The organism is Bradyrhizobium sp. (genome assembly GCF_022844465.1).
GTDB lineage: Bacteria > Pseudomonadota > Alphaproteobacteria > Rhizobiales > Xanthobacteraceae > Bradyrhizobium.
The window spans coordinates 1-19412 of sequence record NZ_JALHLP010000029.1 but is presented as its reverse complement, the minus strand read 5'-3'; the positions used below and the strand labels follow the sequence as shown (position 1 = coordinate 19412).

Below are 19412 nucleotides of genomic sequence, written 5' to 3'. Positions count from 1 at the left end.
TGGACATCGCCGGGCTTGTCGGAGTGAAGATGATGCCGGCGATGGTTGGAGACCCATTTGAGCACCGAGCCCTGCACCGCCATGGTGGCGATCGCGGCGAATATCGTCCGCATCACCGGACCACAGCGGAAGCTGCGGTGGACGAAGTAGCGATGCATCAGGCCGATGCCGAATGTGCTCATCGCAAACGTGCCGGCGAACACCGAAACCTCCACCCAGCCGATGCCTTGCGTGAACGCCCAGACCAGCGCCGCGATCGAACCTGTGATCATGATGCCGAACGCGACATAGGAATCGCGAAACTTGGCGTCCACCAACGGGCCTTCGACAACCACACCCGGCGGCATTTTCCGGTCCACCGCTTCTTCCGACACCACGCTCTGAACTGCACTCATTTCAGCCGATCCACTCACGGAAAATCAACTATTTCCGCCACGCACCCTACAGTTGCGGGGTTTTTCCAGCAAGGGCTGGATCGGCCCCCCGACGCCTCAAAGCAAACCGGAACGCGCGCAGGCACGGTCGCTTCACCGGGGGTGCGATCACTGAGCGAAGGCGGATTCGGGCTTTGTTGGGGAAGCGCGGAAGCTGCCCGAGGAGATCAAGTGATTGGCTTTTCGCCACGACAGAGCGCCTTTGATCCACTGATTTCTGCCGCTGCTCGTTAATGGAAATTCAGTCAGAAAGTGCTATATTGATGCTATGAACAAGCCGACTTCCGCTTCGACCGCAGAGCACATACGGACCCTGGCCCGGACGTTCCACGTGTCCTACACGGAGGGTCCGAATGATCGCCTGGCGCACCACATTTCCCGCCTGGCGGGGGACGTGGTTGAGCTTGATGAGATCGAGCAGTTGTTGATTGGTTTGCAGCGAGCGAAACACATTACGCGCAGAGAGATGATCCAGCTCCAGGCCCGCTACCTGCACGAAGCCAAGCCGTGACATTCGATCCGTTCGGTGACTTTGAATCGCACGGGTATCTGAAGAATCTGGCTCAAGAAAAAGACCCTGCCATTGTGAGGCGGCTGGAGCATGCCTCCTTTACAACCGGGATCGACGACGCTTTCGAAGCGAGCCACACTCAAAAATAGAAAATCGGGGGTGACAGCTTGGCTAGAGATGACTTCAGCAGGCCCGTTATCGATAGGTTGGCGAAGCGGGCGGGCATGAAATGCTCCTGTCCAGATTGCAGATTGCCCACCTCAGGGCCAGATGGCGGCGGCGGCGTCACCAACGTGGGGGTAGCGGCTCACATATCAGCGGCCTCGCCCGGAGGAGCACGCTACGACGACACGCTCACCCCTGAGGTGCGAAGCAGCATTACGAACGGCATCTGGCTTTGTCAGACACACGCAAAGCTAGTCGACGATGATGAGATTACCTACACCTCGGCCGTTCTTCATGAATGGAGGGAGACGGCGGAGCATATGGCCGCGCTTGAGGCGCGCGGCTTTATGGTCCGCAGGGCCACACCTTTTCGCAATTTGGAAAAACAGGCCCCGAAACTCCTCGCTGAGATGCGCAAGGATTTGAACAAGCAGCCCTTGGTCAGGCAATTCATCGTGCTATCGAAGGAGGTGACTTATAATCGCGGCTCGACGCCGCTCTTCTATTATTTCCATGAAGACCACGACCATTTGCTTTCGATCATGACGATCATGCAGCATGCGGGGGCGATCTACGACGTCGCATTCAACTCCGTACCGCGCTACAACTTCACTGAAGAGTTTGTGTCCTATTTGATCGGAGAACCTAGCTAGCAGAGCGCTACCGTCCTAAAGTGTAGGTACTTTCCACTTATCCTTGAGCAACTTTGCAAGTCCTGCCGCTTCGCCTACCGTAAGATTTGACAGCGTATCGGCCAGCTTTAGCAGATGACCTACAACTTTCGGGGCTGGCGCGTTCAAGATGTTTGGCTCGCCCAACGGCCACCCGGCCAATGCTGCGCGGGCTTCTTCCGCAGTTTTGAAAAGGTGCGGATTGGCAATGAACTGGACCGCGGGCCCAAAGGCGCCCTCCTCGAAGGATTTTTCGTTCACAAATCCAATGAAGTGCAAACGCTCGCGGGCTTCGGATGCACCGCGTAGCGTCGTTCTGGGGCTGAAAACTCCACTAACCAGTTTTCCCTTGAAGTAGCGGCGGAAAATTTCATGTGACACGTATTCCCCGCCGAGTCCCACGTGCACGCGATCCCACTCGTCGCCGCCGTTGAAAAGCGTCCGGACGTCCACGAGAAGCACATGAGTTGCTGATCGGGGCAGAGGAAACTTGTGCGGTTTGCCACCGCTTTCGAACTTCTGGCAGATGCGCTCGACGGCCTTGAGCATTTCGCCTTCTTCGGACTGGCGGGGGTCTTTTGCCGTTGTGGTGAGAGACCTTTTGACCATCGTCGCGCCGTCCGCAAACTCCTCAGTCGTGGTCGCCGCCCGAACCGCATCGGTTTCCTCAAGGCGCATCATTTCGACGAGAAATTCGTGCCCATCGGATGTAAAGCCAAAATCTAACGTGGATTCGCCTTCCCCAGGGGTTTCGTACCGAGGCTGGATACCCGCCTTATGCAGACCGTACCCAAAGCGCAGCTCGAAGAGCTTCGCCTTGTTCTTGCCTTTCAAACCCCCGCTCGCATTGACGTCGTCCGCCACCAGCTTGGCCCATGGCACTGCCTTGAGCTCATCCATGACCGTTTCCATGAAGTCTCCTTCACGGCCGGACAGGAAATCAAAGGTAGGCTCGTTGTGCTCTGGCATGGTGATATCTTAGCATGCGATCTCCCGCGCGGTGAATCTTCCCTGTTTTCATCGGAGAATCGCGAGGGTGACAACATGCGAGGAAGAGTTGCGATGTATGCAAAGAACCTTGCCCGGATTCTCGGGCTGCTGTGCCAGAACAGCGACGTGTCGTACAGCACGCCGCAAGAACTGGATCAGCGGTTTGAGTCCTTGCGTCGGTACGGCCAACTCCCGCGCGGAAGGGAGCGGCGCGACGAGAAGCTGTCCGGCAAACATATCGCCGCCGCCGTGTTTGGGCTCGTCCCGACGCATCCCGAGTGGGCCGGGCATGTGACGACCGTGCTTGAAGGGCTGCGCCCGGTCGGGGGCGCCGATGCGTCGTTCTTCAGGGCGGAGACAATCAGCGACGTCCTTGTCGTGCTTCTAAAAGATGAAGAAGCCCGAAAGAGCTTCATTCGCATGACGCTGACCATTGCAGAGACCGGCGTGAACAGTAATGGCGGCGCAGAGGTCGTGTATCTGCACAGCGGAGAAAAGCGGCGGGCCTATTTTGTACCGAAGGGAGCGGTTTCGGTACTCTCAAAGGGACGGGAAGTCGATTTCGATCCTGACCGCGATCGGATGAATGCGCCCGCGATGCGCGAGATATCATTTACGAACAGTTTCTTTCGAAGCTTGGCGCGGGAATGTGTGCTTGCTGAGCGCTTTCCTGTGCCGCCCGAGGGCGATGGCTCAGAATACGATGCCGAGGAAGTCGAGTTGGAACGTTACCGTAAGCTCGGCGTGCGCAATGGCTCACGCTTTCTCCATGTCGGCGTGGATAACCAGGTCACATGGCCAAAGGAGGAGCGGCTTATCACGTTCGATCAGTACCGGTTGGTTCTCATGCCCAAGACAAAAGATCACGTACAATCGGTCCACATCGATCTGATGGCTAACCGTGTTGACGAACGTACTGCCATGACGGTCATCAACCGCTTTCTGAGTGTGATGGCATGGTGCGACGACAACTTTGCGATTGCAGAGTATGGGTGGTCGGGGAATCCTGTCCCGGTTCCGGTAACAAAACGCGACCTCGCCTTCACAACGGCGCATGAATACATCCTTGACCGGAAGATACCGGATTCCGAGGAGGCGCGGCGCGCCCTCGCACTCTTCCGGGAAGCGCGTAACGCACAGCAAAACGGATTCATCAGCTATGCCGTGTTGAACTATTACAAGATCATCGAGATCCGGAATCACGGCAAGGAAGCGGCGCGAAAATGGTTTCTAACGAATTTTGAGATTTTGCGCGCCGAGTCCAAGGGAGACGATGATATCAGCCGCTTCCTCGCCATATGCGGCAGCGAACAACCAAACAAGTACATCCACGATTCATGCCGTATTGCGGTTGCGCATGCAGGGAAGCACTCAAAATCCGATCCCGATGATGCCCACGAGATTGTTCGTCTGCACACGGCCGCCCGCGTCATGCACTTGCTGGCACGCCGCTTCATCGAGCAGGAGTTTGCAATTTCCGACGTAATGTACTCGGGCAATTGAGGTCAAAGCATCAGGGCACCGCGCGGATCGTTCCACGGCCAAACGGCTAGAGCCAGGGTTTGCAGGATGTTTTGAATTGTCGGGCTTCCGTGAGCCCTGGCGCTCCCTAGGGGAATCGAACCCCTGTTTCAGCCTTGAGAGGGCCGCGTCCTAACCGCTAGACGAAGGGAGCGTGCGAACGAGGGAATAGCCGCGAAATCGGCTTGCTGCAAGGCGGAAGCTTCTGTTCGTCATGCCCCGGCTTGTCCCGCCTGCGGGGCCGAAGCCCCTTCGGCGAGGCGAAGGCCCGGGGCGTCTACGTCCTGGCTGCCGAACGAAGGAAGAAAGACGTGGATGGCCGGGTCAAGCCCGGCCATGACAGTGAGCCATGACGGTGAAGGTGAAGGTGAATCAGGGCTCGCTGACGAATTTGAGCTTGCCGGCGGGCTTGAGCGTTTTGGCGTCGAAGGTGCGGATTTCGGTCACGCCTGATATATCCAGCGTCACCACCAGGCGGTCGGCGGCCACCGCGGTCGAAACGATCCGGGCGCCCTTGGGCAGCGGCGCGGTGACGTCGGTCGCGGTCGTCACGGGGCTTCCCTCGCCGCGGTAAAGGCGGTACCCGACGGCGATCAGGACCACGGCCACCGCAACGGCCGAGGTGATGCCCGCGATCACCATCATCCGCCGCACCCGCGCGAACAGCGCGGCTTGCTCGGGGGTCGGTTCAGTCGCAACGGTAGCGTTCATGCAAGGCTCCCCTTTTGGAACAAGACGCATCCACCCATGACGGTCAAAGGCTGGAGGTCACCGTCGGCGGCGACGAGGGCTCGCCCCGCCTCGACCGCGTGCTGGCCGTGCTCCGCCCGGAACTGTCGCGCTCGCGGCTGAAGGCGCTGATCCTGGCCGGTTCGGTCTCTGCCGGAGGCCCCCCCATCCGCGACCCCGCTTATCATGTCGCCGCCGGCCAGACGATCACAATCGACGTGCCCGAGGCGGTCGCGCCGGAGCCGAAGGGCGAGGACATCGCGCTCCAAATCGTCTTCGAGGATGACGACATCATCGTCATCGACAAGCCGAAGGGGCTGGTGGTGCATCCCGCCGCCGGCCACGACAGCGGCACGCTGGTGAATGCGTTGATAAGCCATTGCGGGTCCAGTCTTTCCGGCATCGGCGGGGTGCGGCGGCCCGGCATCGTGCACCGGCTCGACAAGGACACCACCGGGCTGATGGTGGTGGCCAAGAACGACCGCGCGCATCAGTCGCTGACGGCGCAGTTCGCCGATCACGGCCGCACCGGGCCGATGCAGCGCGGCTACCTCGCCTTCATCTGGGGGGTGCCTGGCCGCCAGCGCGGCACGATCGACGCGCCGATCGACCGCCATCCGCACGCCCGCGAAAAGATGGCGGTGCGCGAGGGCGGCCGCGAGGCGGTCACCCATTTCGAGCTGCAGGCGGCCTATGCCGGGCGCGACGTCAAGCCGGTCGCCGCGCTGCTGGCCTGCCGGCTGGAGACCGGGCGGACCCACCAGATCCGGGTGCACCTGGCCCATCTCGGCCACCCCCTGATGGGTGATTCGGTCTATGGCCCGCACTTCAAGACCAAGGCCGGCCACCTCGCCCCCGGCGGCCAGGCGGCTTTGGCCGCCCTCGGCCGGCAGGCGCTGCACGCTTATCTGCTGGCCCTCGAACACCCCCGGACCGGGGAATTGCTGCATTGGGAGGCCGCCCTGCCGGCCGACCTGCAACTGCTGAAAAGCGCGCTGGAAGCGGCCGTATGACGCAGGCTTTCCAGAATAGCGCCATCATTACAAAGAGTTAAGCCTGCGACACGGGGAAGTGACGTCAGTATTCCTTCCCTATTTGTTCGCATTCTGGTATGTTGCACCTGCGTTGAATGTCCAACGCGGAACATCGCAGCCTGATCGGCTTTAACCAAGCGATCATCTGCCTGGCCCGCCGCTATCGGGGGCCTGAACCACTGGAGGGCGCTCAAATGGCCCGTACAGCTACGCTGCCGGTTCTCAATGGAGAATCCGGTCTATCGCGTTACCTCAGCGAGATCCGCAAGTTTCCGATGCTGGAACCCCAGCAGGAATACATGCTCGCCAAGCGCTGGCGCGAACACGACGATCGCGACGCGGCGCATCAGCTTGTCACCAGCCATCTCCGGCTCGTGGCCAAGATCGCCATGGGCTATCGCGGCTACGGCCTGCCGATCTCCGAGGTCGTCTCGGAAGGCAATGTCGGCCTGATGCAGGCGGTCAAGCGGTTCGAGCCCGAGAAGGGATTTCGTCTCGCCACCTACGCCATGTGGTGGATCAAGGCCTCGATTCAAGAGTACATCCTGCGTTCGTGGTCGCTCGTGAAGATGGGCACCACCGCGAACCAGAAGAAGCTGTTCTTCAACCTGCGCAAGGCCAAGAGCAAGATCTCGGCGCTGGACGAGGGTGATCTTCACCCCGACCAGGTCAAGCTGATCGCCAAGCGGCTCGGCGTCACCGCGCAGGACGTCGTCGACATGAACCGCCGCCTCGGCGGCGACGCCTCGCTCAACGCGCCGATCCGCGACGACGGCGAGGCCGGCGAATGGCAGGACTGGCTGGTCGACACCTCGCCGAACCAGGAAGCCGTGATGGCCGAGTACGAGGAGTTCGATCATCGCCGTCAGGCGCTGACCGGCGCCATCGGCGTGCTCAACCCCAGGGAACGCCGCATCTTCGAGGCGCGTCGTTTGGCGGAAGACCCGATGACGCTGGAAGACCTCGCCGCCGAGTTCGGCGTCTCGCGCGAGCGGGTGCGGCAGATCGAGGTCCGCGCGTTCGAGAAGGTGCAGTCGGCGGTCAAGGGCACGATCGCCCGGCAGGAAGCCGCAGCGCTGGAAGCCGCGCACTGAGGGCGCGTCCCGTAATCACGGGAAAGCCGGCGGCGACGCCGGCTTTTTCTTTTTGAGCTTTGTTTGCGGCAAGCTATCGCACCAGCTCCGCTGTCGTCCTCCGCGAAGGCGGAGGACCCAGTACGCCGCGGCGGTCCTGAGACCGCACGCAATCACCGCCGCCTCTGGAATACTGGATCGTCCGCCTTCGCGGACGATGACGGCTGGTTTGTGTGCGCTCGAGCGTGCGCCAGGCGACCGCCCGTCCCTACTCGCCCCACTCGCGCGCCATTTTCGCCAGCGCGCAGCCCTCGCAGTAGCGGGCGTCCTTGTGGTCGATCCAGTTATGCGCATAGACGCGCTCGCGCGGGATGCCGTAACGCGCGCGCAGCACCCTGACCAGGATCTTCCACGCCGCCACCTGCGCCTCGGTCGGGCCGCGCGTCACGTCGGGATAATTGCCGGCGAATTCGACGCCGATCGAATTGGCGCCGACCACCTGGCGATAGGTGGCGCGGTTGTCGATATACTTGTTGTCGTTGCGGTTGCCGCCGTCGCCATGGGTCGGAATCAGGTGATCGCCGACCGCCCAGTACACGGTGCCGTCGGTCTCGACCCAGACCATGACGCCGCGCCTTGTCGGATCTTTCGACTGCGCCTGCGCGCCGGCGCGGGCCGAGCCGGCCGGCCCCTCGGTCTGGTGCACGATGATGTTGCGCCAGGGACGGGCTTTCGAGAGATCGCCCCACGGCGCCAGCCAGACGATCTTCAGTCCGGGAATCTCGGGCGTGCCTGAGGAGCGCGCGATCGCGGCGAGGTCGGGCGCTTGCGCGAAAGCGGGAATGGCGAACGCGATGGCGCCGAGCGCGGCGCAGAGCAAGCGAAGGTTCATGGCGTGGCGTCCGGCATGTGAGACAGCGGCGTCGATGCGGCTTGAACGGCGTCAAGCACGACGCGCGCGAAGCGGATGGCGCGAACGAGCAGCGTTTCAGTGAAAAATCTCATCAAACTGCGTAACAACTGTGGATAACGTGATGACAACGCGGTGGCGACACGCGGCATCACGCCGCGAATCTGTTGGGATCGTGATCGAGGATGTTGCGAGGCTGGCCCTCCGCCAAGCATGCCTCGGTGTCGCGTTTCAATCCATGAAAACCTTGAGAGGATACTATGGCTAAGAAAGCGAAGAAGGCGAAAAAGGCGAAGAAGGCCAAGAAGTCGAAGAAGAAGTGAATTCCGGCCCGGGTGGAGTGCTCAGCTCCGCCCGGGCCTCCAACTTCCGGTTCTGAACCATGGCGGGCCTTGCGGTTCGCCATTTTGCTGTGCGACGGCTTTTCCCTGATTGCATGGAGCCTGCCTGATGACTGCGATCTCCGGAAGCGCGGCCGCGGTGACCGGCGCGGCCAGCGGCATCGGCCGCGCGCTGGCGCAGGAATTGGCCGCGCGCGGCTGCGACCTGGCGCTCGCCGACCGCGACGAAGCCGGGCTGCAGCTTCTCGCCGCCGAGATCGCCAAGCACGACACGCGCAAGGTCAGCACGCATCGCCTCGACGTCGGCGAGCCCGGCCAGATCCAGGAATTCGCCAGCGCCGCGGTCGCTGATCATCCCAACCTCAACATCGTCATCAACAATGCCGGCGTCGCCCTGCTCGGCAACTTCCACGAGGTCGAGCAGGCGCAGATGGAGTGGCTGATCAACATCAATTTCTGGGGCGTGGTGCATGGCACCCGCGCCTTCCTGCCGCATCTCGGCCGCCAGCGCGAGGCGCATATCGTCAACCTGTCCTCGCTCTTCGGCCTCATCGCCCCGCCCGGTCAGACCGCCTACTGCGCGGCCAAATTCGCGGTGCGCGGCTTCTCCGAAAGCCTGCGGCATGAGCTCGCGATGGCGAAGAGCCCGGTCCGGTTGTCGGTGGTGCATCCCGGCGGCGTGCTGACCAACATCGTGCGCAATTCGCGCACCGGCGCCGGCGTCACCGACAACGCACGCCGCGCGCAATCGATCGACCGCTTCGACGCGGTCGCCAAAACGACGCCGGCGGCCGCCGCCCGGCGCATCATCCTCGGCATCGAGAAAAACCAGCCGCGGATCCTGATCGGCAACGACGCGCGGGTGATGGACCTCTTGCAGCGGTTTCGGCCGGCGACCTATTGGGCGGTGCTGGCGAAGCGGATCGAGAAGATGGCGGCGCGAGCGGGGAAGTGAGGTCGGCGGGCGTTGCTGCGGCGTTTCTACGTCATTGCGAGCGTCAGCGAAGCAATCCATTCTTCCTTTGCGCGGCGAGGTGGATTGCTTCGCTTCGCTCGCAATGACGGAGACTGAGTGTTGCCTACCGCGCGGCGAGCTTGTCGGCGAAATAGCCGATGGTCTTGCGGTAGATCGTGGCCCGGTTCCACTCGCGCATCGCCTCGAAATTCGGAGTGCCCTCGCCATAGGGCGCGCCGTTCTTGAAGCCGCTGACATGCAGCAGGTTCGCGGTCGAGGCCAGCACGTCAGGCACGCTGTGGCGCAGATCGACATGGCCGTTGCCGTCGAAATCGACGCCGTATTTGAGATAGGACGACGGCAGGAACTGGGTCTGGCCGAGTTCGCCGGCGAAGGCGCCGACCAGATCGCGCAATGGCAGGTCGCCGCGCTGCACGATCTTCAACGCCGCCAGCAGCTCGCCCTGGAACAGTTCGGTGCGGCGGCAATCATGCGCCATGGTGGCGAGCGTGCGGATCACAGGCATCTTGCCGATGTCGCCCTTGCCGAAATCGGACTCCAGCCCCCAGATCGCGACCACGATTTCCGGCGGCACGCCGAACCGCTTCTCGATGCGCGACAATAGCGAGGCGTGCTTCTGCAGCATCTGCCGGCCCATGTTGATCCGCCCCGGACCGACGCGGGTGGAGACATACTGCTCGAACGTCTTGTTGAAGGTGCCGCGCTGACGACGGTCGAACGCCAGCACCGCCGGATCCGGCGTCACGCCCGACAGCGCCTGGCTGATCACGCTCTGCGAGACGCCGGCGGCCGCGGCCTCCTGCGACATCGCCGCCACGAACGTATTGAAATCGCCGCCGCAGCGGGCGGCATAAACCGGCGCGGAGAAGACGACGCCGCCAAACACAACCGCCAGGCAAAATCTGCGCATGCGAATCCCTTGTCGTGTCACGGGCCGATCATGCCATGGGAAGATGGCACGCGAAACCACGTCGTCCCCTTGCGAACGCGGTGACGACCGCGCGGCAAACCCCTCACTCGCCGCCGTCGATCTGCCGGCCCATCAGCGCGATGGCCTTCTGATAGACGCCGGCGGCGTTCCAGGCCTGGATGGCCGCGAAATTCGGCTCGCCCGGCTGGTAGCCCGCGCCGGCGCGCCAGCCATGCGCGCGCAGGAAATTCGCGGTCGAGTTCAGCGCGTTCGCGGCGTTTTCGAGATTGCCGGTGCCGTAGGCCAGGATCGCCTTCGGCATGAACTGGGTCTGGCCGACCTCGCCATGCATCGAGCCGCGCTGGCTGGCCGAGAGCACGCCGCGATCGATCAACTGCAGCGCCGCGTAGAGATGCTCGGTGAAATAGGCCGACCGCCGGCAGTCATAGGCCAGCGTCGCAATCGAGCCGAGCATGCTCTGGTTGCCGCGCTGGCTGCCGAAGCCGGTCTCCATCCCCCAGATCGCAAGCAGCGGCCCCGGCGGCACGCCGTAGCGGCTCTGGATCGAGGCGAACAGCGCGCCCTGCGACGCCTTCAACTGACGCCCCCTGGCGACGATGGCCGCAGCCCCGCGCTTGGCGAGAAACTGATCGAGCGAAAGCTTGAAACTGCGCTGGCTGCGATCGGCATTGATGGTGGCTTGCGCATAGTCGGTGGCCATCAACGCCTGGATGGTGGCGGCGCTGATGCCCTTTGCCCTCGCCTCGCCGGCGAATTGCTGTTTCCAGTTGTCATATCCCGCCGCGGAATTGCCGCACTGGGCGGCGTTGGCTGGCGAACCCGACCATGCGAAAATGGATACCGAGGCGACAACGAAAGCGAGGCGGAGCATGGACAGACCAGTTCCTTTGAACATTGCAAGCAAACATCGATCTACGGTTGGTTTTCGAGCAATTGGTGTCAAAATCTGGAACCACACGTCAATTCCATCAGGCGTCACAATGTTCCACGGCCCCGCGATGCGCTTGAACCAGGTGCGGCCCCGCCGCGACCTCCGTCCGTTCCCTTCGCTCCGAACCCTCCCAACCCGAATCGCCTGAACTGAACGGATATCCCATGACCTCAACGCACAGACTGTTCGGGATCCTGCTGCTGCTCGCCTTGTCGCCTGCCGCCGTTACCTGCGCCGCCGCGCAGACCCGCGACGTCGCCGGCGCCAGGGATTATCCCGGCATCGGCCGCTTCGGCGGCAGCATCATCACCGGATATCAGGTGAAGGATTTCGACGCGGCGCGGATGCAGGGCGCCGCCTTCCAGGACGGCCAGCCCACCGACGCGCGACGGATCGAGGGCCGCGTCACGCGGATCGCCTATCGCACCAATCCCGGCCCCTCAATCCTGGAAGTGTCGCGCAATTTCGAAACCCAGCTGGCGAAGGCCGGCTTCGAGACGCTGCTCGCCTGCGACACCGCGGCCTGCGGCGGCATTCCGTTCGTCGAGGCGATCGACGTACTGCCGATCCCGCAGATGTGGGCCGACGGTTTCAACTACCGCTATTTCGCCGGCCGCAAGCTCGACGCCGGGCGCGAGACCTATGCCAGCGTCGTCGTCAGCGAGAACAACGGCCACGTCTACGCCCAGCTCATCGTCGCCGTCACAGCCGCGATCGAGAACAAGATGGTGGACGCCGCAGCCATGGCCAAGGGCCTCCGCGAGGCCGGCCGCATCGCGCTCTACGGCATCTATTTCGACACCGACAGAGCCGAGGTGAAGCCGGAAAGCCGCCCCACCCTCGAGCAGATCGCCAAGCTGTTGACCGCCCAGGTCGGACTGAGCGTCTTCATCGTCGGCCACACCGACAACCAGGGACCCTACGCCTACAATCTCGACCTGTCGCGACGCCGCGCCGAGGCGGTCGCCGCCGAGCTGGTGAAGAACTACGGCATCGGCGCGCCGCGGCTGCGCACCGCCGGCGTCGGCCTGCTGGCGCCGGTCGGCTCCAACGCCGACGAGGCCGGCCGCGCGCTGAACCGGCGCGTGGAGCTGGTGGCGCCATAGCGCGAGCCGGAACTGCGCGAGACGGGGGAACTACGACACAGCCATGAGTTAGTAGCCGCGTCGATCAACACGACCGGCCACGTATAGCTTACACGGAGCCGTAGTGGCGTCAAACTCGCTCGGGACATATCGCGGATCAGAGGCAATATCACGGCCAAAACAGAAAGACAGAAAATCCCACTCAGTAACACCTCTAACTTGCCGAGGTTGTGAGAAACCGTGATACAATCCAATATTGAGGCTCACAAATATTGGGGTCGAGAATGGATTTCGATTTGTACCAGCGCGAAGCTGAAAAAACTGACGAAGCAAAGAAATCGACAATTTCACTCTATGGACTTTCGGGCGAGGTAGGTTCCATCTTCTCTCTCTTCAAAAAGAGAGTTCGAGACAATCCACCATTTCAGAAATTTCAAGATCAACTAGAAGAGGAACTTGGTGATTTGCTCTGGTATATTTCGAGCATTGCTTCGATTCACAAAATTAGTCTGAACGAAGTTGCTGCAAGGAACCTGGCAAAGTCACGGTCGCTTTTTGATGAGGGCGAGATCACGCAGTTTGATAAAGGGTTCAAAGCGGAAGAGCGACTCCCTCGCTCTTTGACTGTTGATTTTCGCTTGGACCCTGAAACTAAAAAGTCAGAGATGTTCGTTCACGGTAGCCGAGTGGGTGACCCCCTGAGTGACAACGCTCATGAGGAAGACCACTATCGCTTTCATGACATCTTCCATCTTTCGTTCATGGCCTTCCTTGGATGGTCTCCAGTCATGCGAAGGGTCTTAAAACTTAAGAGGAAATCGGATTCGAAAATTGACGAAAACGAAGACGGAGCCAGAGCGGCGATTACAGAAGAGGCCATATCAGCGATCATTTTTAACGTCGCAGAAGACAACGATTTCTTTCGAGAAATTCGATCAATCCCCTTCAGCCTTCTCAAGACTATAAGCAGCCTCGGCAGCAAGTTTGAGGTCAAAGCTTGTACGTTTAAGCAATGGCAACAGGCCATTTGGCACGCTTGTCAGATCTACCGCGAACTGGTCGCCAATGGAGGGGGCACTGTGGAACTCGATTTGGACGAGCCAGGAATTCGTTACGTAGGCCGACCAAACATTGGTGTATAAATGCCTGAACTTTCCTCCGGAATAGACGTGATTGATGCCTGGAAAAAAGCGTCAAAGTTGGTTTTGAAGCCAGAACATCGTATTCGAAATCTTGTTGTGGAGATTGAAAATCCGACGACGTTCCAACGACCATGGCTCAAAAAATTTGACCCGAAGAGCGTAGGGTCGTCCGACCGGCTATCGGTAGTCGTGAAGGTATTGTTCCCGTACACAGGAAAGCGGCCCAGCGAAACGCGCGAGAAGTTTTATGAGCGGTGGAACAACTCGCTAGAAGAAAATCGGAAGAAGAAGAGACTTCGAGCGCCATGGGGAACATACTTCGGGCGCTTAACAAATTTCGGCGCGACCGAAAATCAACTCGAGAACATAATTAGGGCGCTAGCTAACTGGGGCATGAAACCGGAGGCCGCTTTGGTAGCCCATACCTCAGCCCCCACGCTCGACACCATAAAACCGATAGGAAGTCCGTGCCTACAATATATCGAGATACTGTGGGGGCGAGATGATGTAATTGACTTGGTAGCCGTTTATCGTAACCACGATTTCCTTAAAAAGGCGCTAGGAAACTACATTGGATTGGGTCGGCTTCTTCAGTTCATTTCCAGCGAATCAGGTAAGACACCAGGGCGCATCGTCTGTCATTCGGTTCGAGCATATTGTGACGAGCCTAACCGACTCAGGGCACTTATAGCGAAATGATTGCAGATCGCGAAAGAGAAGTTGAGTTCGCGAAGCTCGCAAAGGACGTTAGGGCTTGTACTCGCTGCCCTAGAATGGCGAACAGCGTTCATGTAATCGGTCCAGCTAGCGGATCAATAGATTCACCAATCCTTATCATTGGCGAGGCACCCGGACGCTTAGGAGCTGATGCTTCCGCGATTCCATTCCACGGCGATAAAGCGGGTGAAAATTTCGAGGCATTGCTTGAGCAGGTTGGATTAAGTCGTCACGATTGTTTCATTACAAATGCTGCTCTCTGCAATCCCAAGGATGAGAATGGGAACAATGCGACTCCTTTAAGGACGGAGATTCAGAACTGCTCGAATTTCTTGAAGCGTCAGATCGATTTAGTTGATCCGAAAATTGTCGTTACCTTAGGTGCTCAAGCATTGAACGCCCTAAAGTCGATTGAGCAACACGAAATAGAACTATCAGCCGCCATTCGAAAGACTTGGACTTGGTACGGTCGATCCTTAATTGCTCTCTATCATCCAGGTCAACGGGCGATGATCCACCGCAGCTTCTTCAATCAACTAGCTGACTATCGTTTCTTGTCGGAAACTTTTCTCCGAACAACTCGTGAAAAAAGGCCATTGAATGCAAGTCCAACGTCCCAAACAATCGCCAAAATAGCTGAAAGGTTCGCTAACCAACCTGACGGCATTTCATACTTTGCTCTTCATAAACTCTTCTATTTGGCGGAGTATGAGTTCTATCGGCGCAACAACCGTCGCATGACGTCCGCCTATATTGTTCGACAGAAGGAAGGACCTTACGTCTTTGAGATGCATATTAAGAAGCTAACGAAGGCTATCAAGACTCTAAAGGTTTGGAACGATCGCAGCCGACTCATGGTGAGGGCGGCCGATACGAGCACGCTCTTTAGTCAGACTAGCAAGAATGAATTCGACGAAGTGCTTGAGTACGTATCCGGGAAGTACGGAAGAAGCAGTGACGGCGACTTAAAGCGGATAGTTTATCTGACGGCACCGATGCGACAAATACTGCGGAAGGAAAAAGGTCTAGGGCAGAACACCTTCAACCGAGCCATTGATTTCTCGGCGATCGACACAAGAGAGTAGACACGACTGTTGAGGGCGATAAGGCGACCGACGTTAGTAGACCTTCAGCCGCGCGGCCTGCCGATAGACTGAACACGCCCGCGCGAGGTGAACTGCCATGATGGACATGCCACGGAGCGAGTCAGGACGGTCGGGGAGCCGGCCTATCTTTCGCGCGCCGCTGTTCCGGCTGCTCGCGATCAATCTCGCCGCCGGCGTGGCGCTCGCAGTGCTGCTGGTCGGCGGACTGATGCTGCTCAATCCCGGCGGCTTGCGCCATCTGATCTTCGCCGACGCCTCGCCCGGCACCGCGCTCGGGCTGCTGCTGTTCGGTTTTGTCGTCACCTTCGGCTCCGCCGCGATGGGCACCGCCATCATGGCGATGGGGCGCGCCGCGGACCATGACACGCGCCGTGGCCGACCGGCGCCAACGGCAGAGCCCGCGCGCGCGACGGTGCAGGCAAGGCATCGGCGCTGAGCGCGGCGAGCCTGCGCCGGCGGCGCAATGACGGCCCGCCGGTTGCGCATCGCCGATTTTTCGTTTCGCAAGGCTGCGATACTGGCTACGCTGCGCCTGGCGCTAACGTCAGGCTCCGCCGCGGTCCGCGAGGCCCGGCCCAAGCAAAAAGAAAAACAAACGGGGGAAGCATCATGCGACGAGGCAGCATTGCGGCGGCCGCGATGTGCGGCATTTTTTCGGCGCTGATCGGCGCCGCGCATGCCCAGGCGCCCGACAGCTACCCGGATCGTCCGATAAAGGTGGTTGTGCCGGCGGCGGCCGGCGGCGTGACCGATACCCCTGCCCGCATTCTGACCAACCGGATGCGCGACACCCTCGGACAGACCTTTGTCGTCGAGAACCAGGGCGGAGCCGGCGGCATTCTGGGGTCCGAGTCCGTCAAGCGCGCGCCGCCGGACGGCTACACGCTGCTCTATGTCAACGCGGCCACCCATGGCCTGTTGCCGGCGCTGAAGAAGTCGCTGTCCTACGACGCGATCAAGGATTTCGTGCCGATCGTGATGGCGGTGCGGGCGCCGCTGGCCGTCGTGGTCCGCAGTGATTCCCCTTACAAGACGCTGGCGGAGCTGGCGAAGGGCGCCACTGGCGCGTCCAGATCGCTGAACTACGGCTCCCCCGGCCCCGGCAACACCTCGCACCTGGTCGGCATCATGCTGACCCAGGCGAGCAAGACAGCGATGCAGGCGGTGCACTATCGCGGCGAAGCGCCGATGATCCAGGATCTCATCTCCGGGCAGATCGATTTTGCCGCCTCGAACATCATCCGCAGCCATGTCGAGGCCGGCACGCTACGCGTTCTCGCCACCACCGGCGGCAAGCGGTGGTTCGCCTTCCCGGACGCCCCGACGCTGAAGGAACTGGGCTATCCGGTGGAGTATTATGCATGGTCCGGCTTCGTCGCGCCGGCCGGAACGCCGCAGGCGGTGGTCGATCGCATCAATACGTCAGCCAATCTCGCGCTGGCGGAGCCTGACGTGACCAGGGCCCTGACCGCCAACGGCTTTGAAATCGTCGGCGGAAAGCCTGAAATCTTCGCGAAAGCCATGAGTTCCTACATCGCCGATGTCAGCCAGATCGGCCGCAGCAACAACCTCGCCATCGATTAAAGCGTTTTCCAGCGAAGTGGAAACCGGTTCGCGTCAAGAAAACGCGTCAAATCAAGAATCTAGAGCCCCGTTTCGATTCAATCGAAACGGAAAAGGCTCTAGGGTGCGGCGGCGGGCCTTGGTTGACAGCTGCGCCCTGATCGGGGAAAAGCCCGCCCATGGCCAAGAAACCGGGTACCAATCCCAAGGGCGAGTTCGCCTTTTTCAACGTCGTCTATGAGGACGACTCGCAGCGCTCCAACCGGCGCGTGCCTTCCGAACTGATCGGCGGGCTCGACGGCGAGGAGCCGGCGCGCGGCTTCATCCTGGAACAGGACCGCGAGATCGCCGAGAAATCCGGCCGCACCCCGCTGGCGATCAAGAGCATCAGCAGGGTGGGCGTGAAGAAGAAGTAGGCTGTTCATCCATATGGCTCGGCCATACTGCATGGTGACGTAATGGCTGGAGCCCCGACGTTGCGGCCGCATGGTTTCAGCAATCCACGGGGCTTTCCGCCACAATCATTCCGCGACGACTCGCGTCCGCGCGCCCGCATCGCGCAATTCCATATAGAGATTGATCGGATCGACATCGAACCCGTTCGGCCAGGTCGGCGCGCCCATTTCGACAACGGCGCGCGCGAAATAATCCGGCGCCTTGAGCGGGGCGACCATCGGTCCGCCTTCGGCAAGGATGTCCGAGAAGTCGCGGACACCTTCGCTGCCATCGCTGAAGCGAAGCCACAGGCGATGACCGTCGAGCGCTCTGAGGCGCAGCACGTCAACCATGGGTAATTCACTCATCGACATCGGGACCTGCGACCCTTTCCAGCGGCAGATGCGCACGCGCGCGTTGCCAATTATCCTGCAATTCGGCGCTCCGCGCCAGAGCCCACTCTCGGACCAACCGCTCTGAAGGGTCCAGCGCGTGGCGTCGGTGCGCGGGTCTTGCTCTGCTGAGACGAGCGATGCTCGCTCTGGGCGCTCTCCATACGAGAGAGGCGACTCGCGGCGGCGCCCCCACCCCGCCCTCCCCCGCAAGCGGGAGAGGGAGTGCAGCGCCGTTGTGGGTTTCGGTTCGATCTCAATGTGAGCTGAGAAAAACAAAACGGCCGACTCTCGTCGACCGTTTTTCTTTCGATCGATTGCCATGCCATCCGCGATCAAGTCGCATACGGGCGTAGCAGTCTCTATCAATTATCGAGGAACGAGCGCAGCTTCCGGCTTCGCGACGGATGCTTCAGCTTCCGCAGCGCCTTGGCCTCGATCTGACGGATGCGCTCGCGCGTCACGCTGAACTGCTGGCCGACTTCTTCCAGCGTGTGGTCGGTGTTCATGCCGATGCCGAAGCGCATGCGCAGCACGCGTTCCTCGCGCGGGGTGAGCGAGGCCAACACGCGCGTGGTGGTCTCGCGCAGGTTGGACTGGATCGCAGCATCAATGGGCAGGATCGCGTTCTTGTCCTCGATGAAATCGCCGAGGTGCGAATCCTCTTCATCGCCGACGGGGGTTTCCAGCGACAGCGGCTCTTTCGCGATCTTGAGGACCTTGCGGACCTTCTCCAGCGGCATGCCGAGTTTTTCGGCGAGCTCTTCCGGCGTCGGCTCGCGGCCGATCTCGTTCAGCATCTGGCGCGAGGTGCGAACGATCTTGTTGATGGTTTCGATCATGTGGACGGGAATGCGGATGGTGCGCGCCTGGTCGGCGATCGAGCGGGTGATCGCCTGCCGGATCCACCACGTGGCGTAGGTCGAGAACTTGTAGCCGCGGCGGTACTCGAACTTGTCGACCGCCTTCATCAGGCCGATATTGCCTTCCTGGATCAGGTCAAGGAATTGCAGGCCGCGGTTGGTGTATTTCTTGGCGATCGAAATCACCAGACGCAGATTGGCCTCGACCATTTCCTTCTTGGCCTGGCGCGCCTCGCGCTCGCCCTTCTGCACGCCGTGCACGATCTTGCGGAACTCGCCGATCTCAAGGCCGGTGAGCGCCGCCAGCTGCTGGATCTCGCCGCGCAGCTCCTTGATGCGGTCCTTTTCGTGCTGGACGAAATTCTTCCAGCCCTTGGCGGCGAGTTTCGAGACGCGGTTGAGCCAGCGCGGATCGAGCTCCGAGCCCTGGTAGTTGCGCAGGAAGTCCTCGCGCGCGACGCCGTGGCTGTCGCCAAGGCGCAACAGGCGGCCCTCGAACGAGACCAGCCGCTTGTTGATGTCGTAGAGCTGCTCGACCAGCGAATCGATGCGCGCCTGGTTCAGCCGCAGCGACTTCACCTCGACGATGATTTCGTCCTTCAGCTTCTTGTACTTGCGCTCCTGCGAGGGCGACAGCGACTCGCTCTGCAGCTGGTTGGCGATGTCCTGCTCCTGCAGGCGTCGCAGCTTCTTGTATTCGGAGGCGATCTTGTCGAAGGTCTCGACCACCTTGGGCTTCAGCTCGGCCTCGATGGCGGCGAGCGACATCTGGTTTTCGAATTCGTCGTCATCGAGATCGCTCTCGGCGGCGGCCTCGGCGGGATCCTTTTCCTCGGTCGCGGCGTCGCCGGCGGGCGCGGCGCGGAACGGGGTCGCCGACGGCGGCGCGGCC

The 19412-nt window shown here is 60.9% G+C and carries 22 protein-coding genes, 1 tRNA gene and 1 pseudogene; 13 read left to right on the top strand and 11 right to left on the bottom strand.

Annotated elements, in window-relative coordinates; all coding sequences use genetic code 11:
* Positions 1-395: pseudogene (locus tag Q0D31_RS23770) on the bottom strand (acyl-CoA desaturase); the annotation flags it as partial.
* 307 nt (positions 396-702) lie between these two features.
* On the opposite strand from Q0D31_RS23770, the gene Q0D31_RS23765 reads away from it, so the two are divergent.
* Both Q0D31_RS23765 and Q0D31_RS23760 read left to right on the top strand, forming a co-directional pair.
* On the top strand, positions 703-945 hold the full coding sequence (locus Q0D31_RS23765; protein ID WP_291856714.1) for a hypothetical protein: 243 nt from the start codon (positions 703-705) through the stop codon (positions 943-945).
* 251 nt (positions 946-1196) lie between these two features.
* Entirely contained in the window at positions 1197-1763 is a 567-nt protein-coding gene (locus Q0D31_RS23760; protein ID WP_291856712.1) for a hypothetical protein, read from the top strand.
* Positions 1764-1778: 15 nt separating this feature from the next.
* Here Q0D31_RS23760 and Q0D31_RS23755 read toward each other — a convergent pair whose 3' ends face one another.
* Complete coding sequence (locus tag Q0D31_RS23755) at positions 1779-2750, bottom strand: hypothetical protein (RefSeq protein ID WP_291856710.1); 972 nt, start codon at positions 2748-2750, stop codon at positions 1779-1781.
* Between the two features lie 93 nt (positions 2751-2843).
* Here Q0D31_RS23755 and mauJ point away from each other — a divergent pair, with 93 nt between their 5' ends.
* Positions 2844-4274: a methylamine utilization protein MauJ gene (gene mauJ, locus Q0D31_RS23750; protein WP_291856708.1), complete on the top strand. Its 1431-nt coding sequence runs from the start codon at positions 2844-2846 to the stop codon at positions 4272-4274.
* A 97-nt stretch (positions 4275-4371) separates the two neighbouring features.
* On the opposite strand, the gene Q0D31_RS23745 is transcribed toward mauJ, so the two are convergent.
* Both Q0D31_RS23745 and Q0D31_RS23740 read right to left on the bottom strand, forming a co-directional pair.
* Positions 4372-4446: transfer RNA gene (locus tag Q0D31_RS23745), tRNA-Glu, on the bottom strand.
* 218 nt (positions 4447-4664) lie between these two features.
* Positions 4665-5003: a hypothetical protein gene (locus tag Q0D31_RS23740; RefSeq protein ID WP_291856707.1), complete on the bottom strand. Its 339-nt coding sequence runs from the start codon at positions 5001-5003 to the stop codon at positions 4665-4667.
* Between the two features lie 50 nt (positions 5004-5053).
* Between Q0D31_RS23740 and Q0D31_RS23735 the strand changes: the two genes are divergently transcribed.
* Positions 5054-6034, top strand: coding sequence for an RluA family pseudouridine synthase (locus tag Q0D31_RS23735; protein ID WP_291856717.1), 981 nt, complete (start codon positions 5054-5056; stop codon positions 6032-6034).
* A 215-nt stretch (positions 6035-6249) separates the two neighbouring features.
* Positions 6250-7149, top strand: coding sequence for an RNA polymerase sigma factor RpoH (gene rpoH, locus Q0D31_RS23730; protein WP_291856705.1), 900 nt, complete (start codon positions 6250-6252; stop codon positions 7147-7149).
* 247 nt (positions 7150-7396) lie between these two features.
* On the opposite strand, the gene Q0D31_RS23725 is transcribed toward rpoH, so the two are convergent.
* Genes Q0D31_RS23725 through Q0D31_RS23715 form a run of 3 tightly spaced genes read right to left on the bottom strand, consistent with a single transcriptional unit; the run spans position 7397 to position 8444 of the window.
* Positions 7397-8020, bottom strand: a complete 624-nt coding sequence (locus tag Q0D31_RS23725; RefSeq protein WP_291856702.1) for a peptidoglycan recognition family protein — start codon at positions 8018-8020, stop codon at positions 7397-7399.
* On the bottom strand, positions 8017-8190 hold the full coding sequence (locus Q0D31_RS23720; protein ID WP_291856700.1) for a hypothetical protein: 174 nt from the start codon (positions 8188-8190) through the stop codon (positions 8017-8019). Before Q0D31_RS23720 ends, Q0D31_RS23725 begins: the two co-directional genes overlap by 4 nt.
* Positions 8190-8444 carry a hypothetical protein gene (locus Q0D31_RS23715; protein ID WP_291856698.1) on the bottom strand — a complete coding sequence of 85 codons (255 nt, stop codon included), beginning with the start codon at positions 8442-8444 and terminating at the stop codon, positions 8190-8192. The genes Q0D31_RS23720 and Q0D31_RS23715 overlap by 1 nt, the downstream gene beginning before the upstream one ends.
* A 44-nt stretch (positions 8445-8488) precedes the next feature.
* Between Q0D31_RS23715 and Q0D31_RS23710 the strand changes: the two genes are divergently transcribed.
* Complete coding sequence (locus Q0D31_RS23710; RefSeq protein WP_291856696.1) at positions 8489-9334, top strand: SDR family NAD(P)-dependent oxidoreductase; 846 nt, start codon at positions 8489-8491, stop codon at positions 9332-9334.
* Positions 9335-9458: 124 nt separating this feature from the next.
* On the opposite strand, the gene Q0D31_RS23705 is transcribed toward Q0D31_RS23710, so the two are convergent.
* Positions 9459-10265, bottom strand: a complete 807-nt coding sequence (locus tag Q0D31_RS23705) for a lytic murein transglycosylase (RefSeq protein WP_291856694.1) — start codon at positions 10263-10265, stop codon at positions 9459-9461.
* Positions 10266-10368: 103 nt separating this feature from the next.
* Positions 10369-11157, bottom strand: a complete 789-nt coding sequence (locus tag Q0D31_RS23700) for a lytic transglycosylase domain-containing protein (protein ID WP_291856692.1) — start codon at positions 11155-11157, stop codon at positions 10369-10371.
* Positions 11158-11381: 224 nt separating this feature from the next.
* Here Q0D31_RS23700 and Q0D31_RS23695 point away from each other — a divergent pair, with 224 nt between their 5' ends.
* The 7 genes from Q0D31_RS23695 to Q0D31_RS23665 all read left to right on the top strand — a co-directional run bounded on the left by Q0D31_RS23695 (position 11382) and on the right by Q0D31_RS23665 (position 17246).
* Positions 11382-12323 carry an OmpA family protein gene (locus Q0D31_RS23695; RefSeq protein WP_291856690.1) on the top strand — a complete coding sequence of 314 codons (942 nt, stop codon included), beginning with the start codon at positions 11382-11384 and terminating at the stop codon, positions 12321-12323.
* Positions 12324-12586: 263 nt separating this feature from the next.
* A complete protein-coding gene (locus Q0D31_RS23690; RefSeq protein WP_291856688.1) occupies positions 12587-13444 on the top strand; it encodes a nucleoside triphosphate pyrophosphohydrolase family protein in 858 nt (285 codons plus the stop codon).
* On the top strand, positions 13445-14143 hold the full coding sequence (locus tag Q0D31_RS23685) for a hypothetical protein (protein ID WP_291856686.1): 699 nt from the start codon (positions 13445-13447) through the stop codon (positions 14141-14143). It begins immediately after the preceding gene.
* Positions 14144-14217: 74 nt separating this feature from the next.
* Positions 14218-15246 (top strand): uracil-DNA glycosylase family protein, encoded by a 1029-nt coding sequence (locus tag Q0D31_RS23680; RefSeq protein ID WP_291856684.1) that lies wholly within the window; start codon positions 14218-14220, stop codon positions 15244-15246.
* A 97-nt stretch (positions 15247-15343) separates the two neighbouring features.
* Positions 15344-15703, top strand: a complete 360-nt coding sequence (locus tag Q0D31_RS23675) for a hypothetical protein (RefSeq protein ID WP_291856682.1) — start codon at positions 15344-15346, stop codon at positions 15701-15703.
* Between the two features lie 173 nt (positions 15704-15876).
* A complete protein-coding gene (locus tag Q0D31_RS23670; RefSeq protein ID WP_291856680.1) occupies positions 15877-16851 on the top strand; it encodes a tripartite tricarboxylate transporter substrate binding protein in 975 nt (324 codons plus the stop codon).
* 158 nt (positions 16852-17009) lie between these two features.
* Positions 17010-17246, top strand: coding sequence for a hypothetical protein (locus Q0D31_RS23665; RefSeq protein WP_291856679.1), 237 nt, complete (start codon positions 17010-17012; stop codon positions 17244-17246).
* Positions 17247-17351: 105 nt separating this feature from the next.
* On the opposite strand, the gene Q0D31_RS23660 is transcribed toward Q0D31_RS23665, so the two are convergent.
* On the bottom strand, positions 17352-17633 hold the full coding sequence (locus Q0D31_RS23660; RefSeq protein ID WP_291856677.1) for a DUF2442 domain-containing protein: 282 nt from the start codon (positions 17631-17633) through the stop codon (positions 17352-17354).
* 389 nt (positions 17634-18022) lie between these two features.
* Positions 18023-19412, bottom strand: a 1390-nt coding sequence (gene rpoD / locus Q0D31_RS23655; RefSeq protein WP_291856675.1) for an RNA polymerase sigma factor RpoD, incomplete at its 5' end; no start/stop codon positions are given.

Excerpts from the sequence above, each read along its gene's own strand:
- Q0D31_RS23680 (WP_291856684.1), top strand. The coding sequence starts at position 14,218 with ATGGCGAACAGCGTTCATGTAATCGGTCCAGCTAGCGGATCAATAGAT.
- Q0D31_RS23695 (WP_291856690.1), top strand. The coding sequence starts at position 11,382 with ATGACCTCAACGCACAGACTGTTCGGGATCCTGCTGCTGCTCGCCTTG.
- Q0D31_RS23705 (WP_291856694.1), bottom strand. The coding sequence starts at position 10,265 with ATGCGCAGATTTTGCCTGGCGGTTGTGTTTGGCGGCGTCGTCTTCTCC.
- Q0D31_RS23740 (WP_291856707.1), bottom strand. The coding sequence starts at position 5,003 with ATGAACGCTACCGTTGCGACTGAACCGACCCCCGAGCAAGCCGCGCTG.
- Q0D31_RS23710 (WP_291856696.1), top strand. The coding sequence starts at position 8,489 with ATGACTGCGATCTCCGGAAGCGCGGCCGCGGTGACCGGCGCGGCCAGC.
- mauJ (WP_291856708.1), top strand. The coding sequence starts at position 2,844 with ATGTATGCAAAGAACCTTGCCCGGATTCTCGGGCTGCTGTGCCAGAAC.
- Q0D31_RS23720 (WP_291856700.1), bottom strand. The coding sequence starts at position 8,190 with ATGCCGCGTGTCGCCACCGCGTTGTCATCACGTTATCCACAGTTGTTA.
- Q0D31_RS23660 (WP_291856677.1), bottom strand. The coding sequence starts at position 17,633 with ATGAGTGAATTACCCATGGTTGACGTGCTGCGCCTCAGAGCGCTCGAC.
- Q0D31_RS23700 (WP_291856692.1), bottom strand. The coding sequence starts at position 11,157 with ATGCTCCGCCTCGCTTTCGTTGTCGCCTCGGTATCCATTTTCGCATGG.
- Q0D31_RS23755 (WP_291856710.1), bottom strand. The coding sequence starts at position 2,750 with ATGCCAGAGCACAACGAGCCTACCTTTGATTTCCTGTCCGGCCGTGAA.
- Q0D31_RS23675 (WP_291856682.1), top strand. The coding sequence starts at position 15,344 with ATGATGGACATGCCACGGAGCGAGTCAGGACGGTCGGGGAGCCGGCCT.
- Q0D31_RS23670 (WP_291856680.1), top strand. The coding sequence starts at position 15,877 with ATGCGACGAGGCAGCATTGCGGCGGCCGCGATGTGCGGCATTTTTTCG.
- Q0D31_RS23690 (WP_291856688.1), top strand. The coding sequence starts at position 12,587 with ATGGATTTCGATTTGTACCAGCGCGAAGCTGAAAAAACTGACGAAGCA.
- Q0D31_RS23685 (WP_291856686.1), top strand. The coding sequence starts at position 13,445 with ATGCCTGAACTTTCCTCCGGAATAGACGTGATTGATGCCTGGAAAAAA.
- Q0D31_RS23715 (WP_291856698.1), bottom strand. The coding sequence starts at position 8,444 with ATGGCGAACCGCAAGGCCCGCCATGGTTCAGAACCGGAAGTTGGAGGC.
- Q0D31_RS23665 (WP_291856679.1), top strand. The coding sequence starts at position 17,010 with ATGGCCAAGAAACCGGGTACCAATCCCAAGGGCGAGTTCGCCTTTTTC.
- Q0D31_RS23725 (WP_291856702.1), bottom strand. The coding sequence starts at position 8,020 with ATGAACCTTCGCTTGCTCTGCGCCGCGCTCGGCGCCATCGCGTTCGCC.
- rpoH (WP_291856705.1), top strand. The coding sequence starts at position 6,250 with ATGGCCCGTACAGCTACGCTGCCGGTTCTCAATGGAGAATCCGGTCTA.
- Q0D31_RS23765 (WP_291856714.1), top strand. The coding sequence starts at position 703 with ATGAACAAGCCGACTTCCGCTTCGACCGCAGAGCACATACGGACCCTG.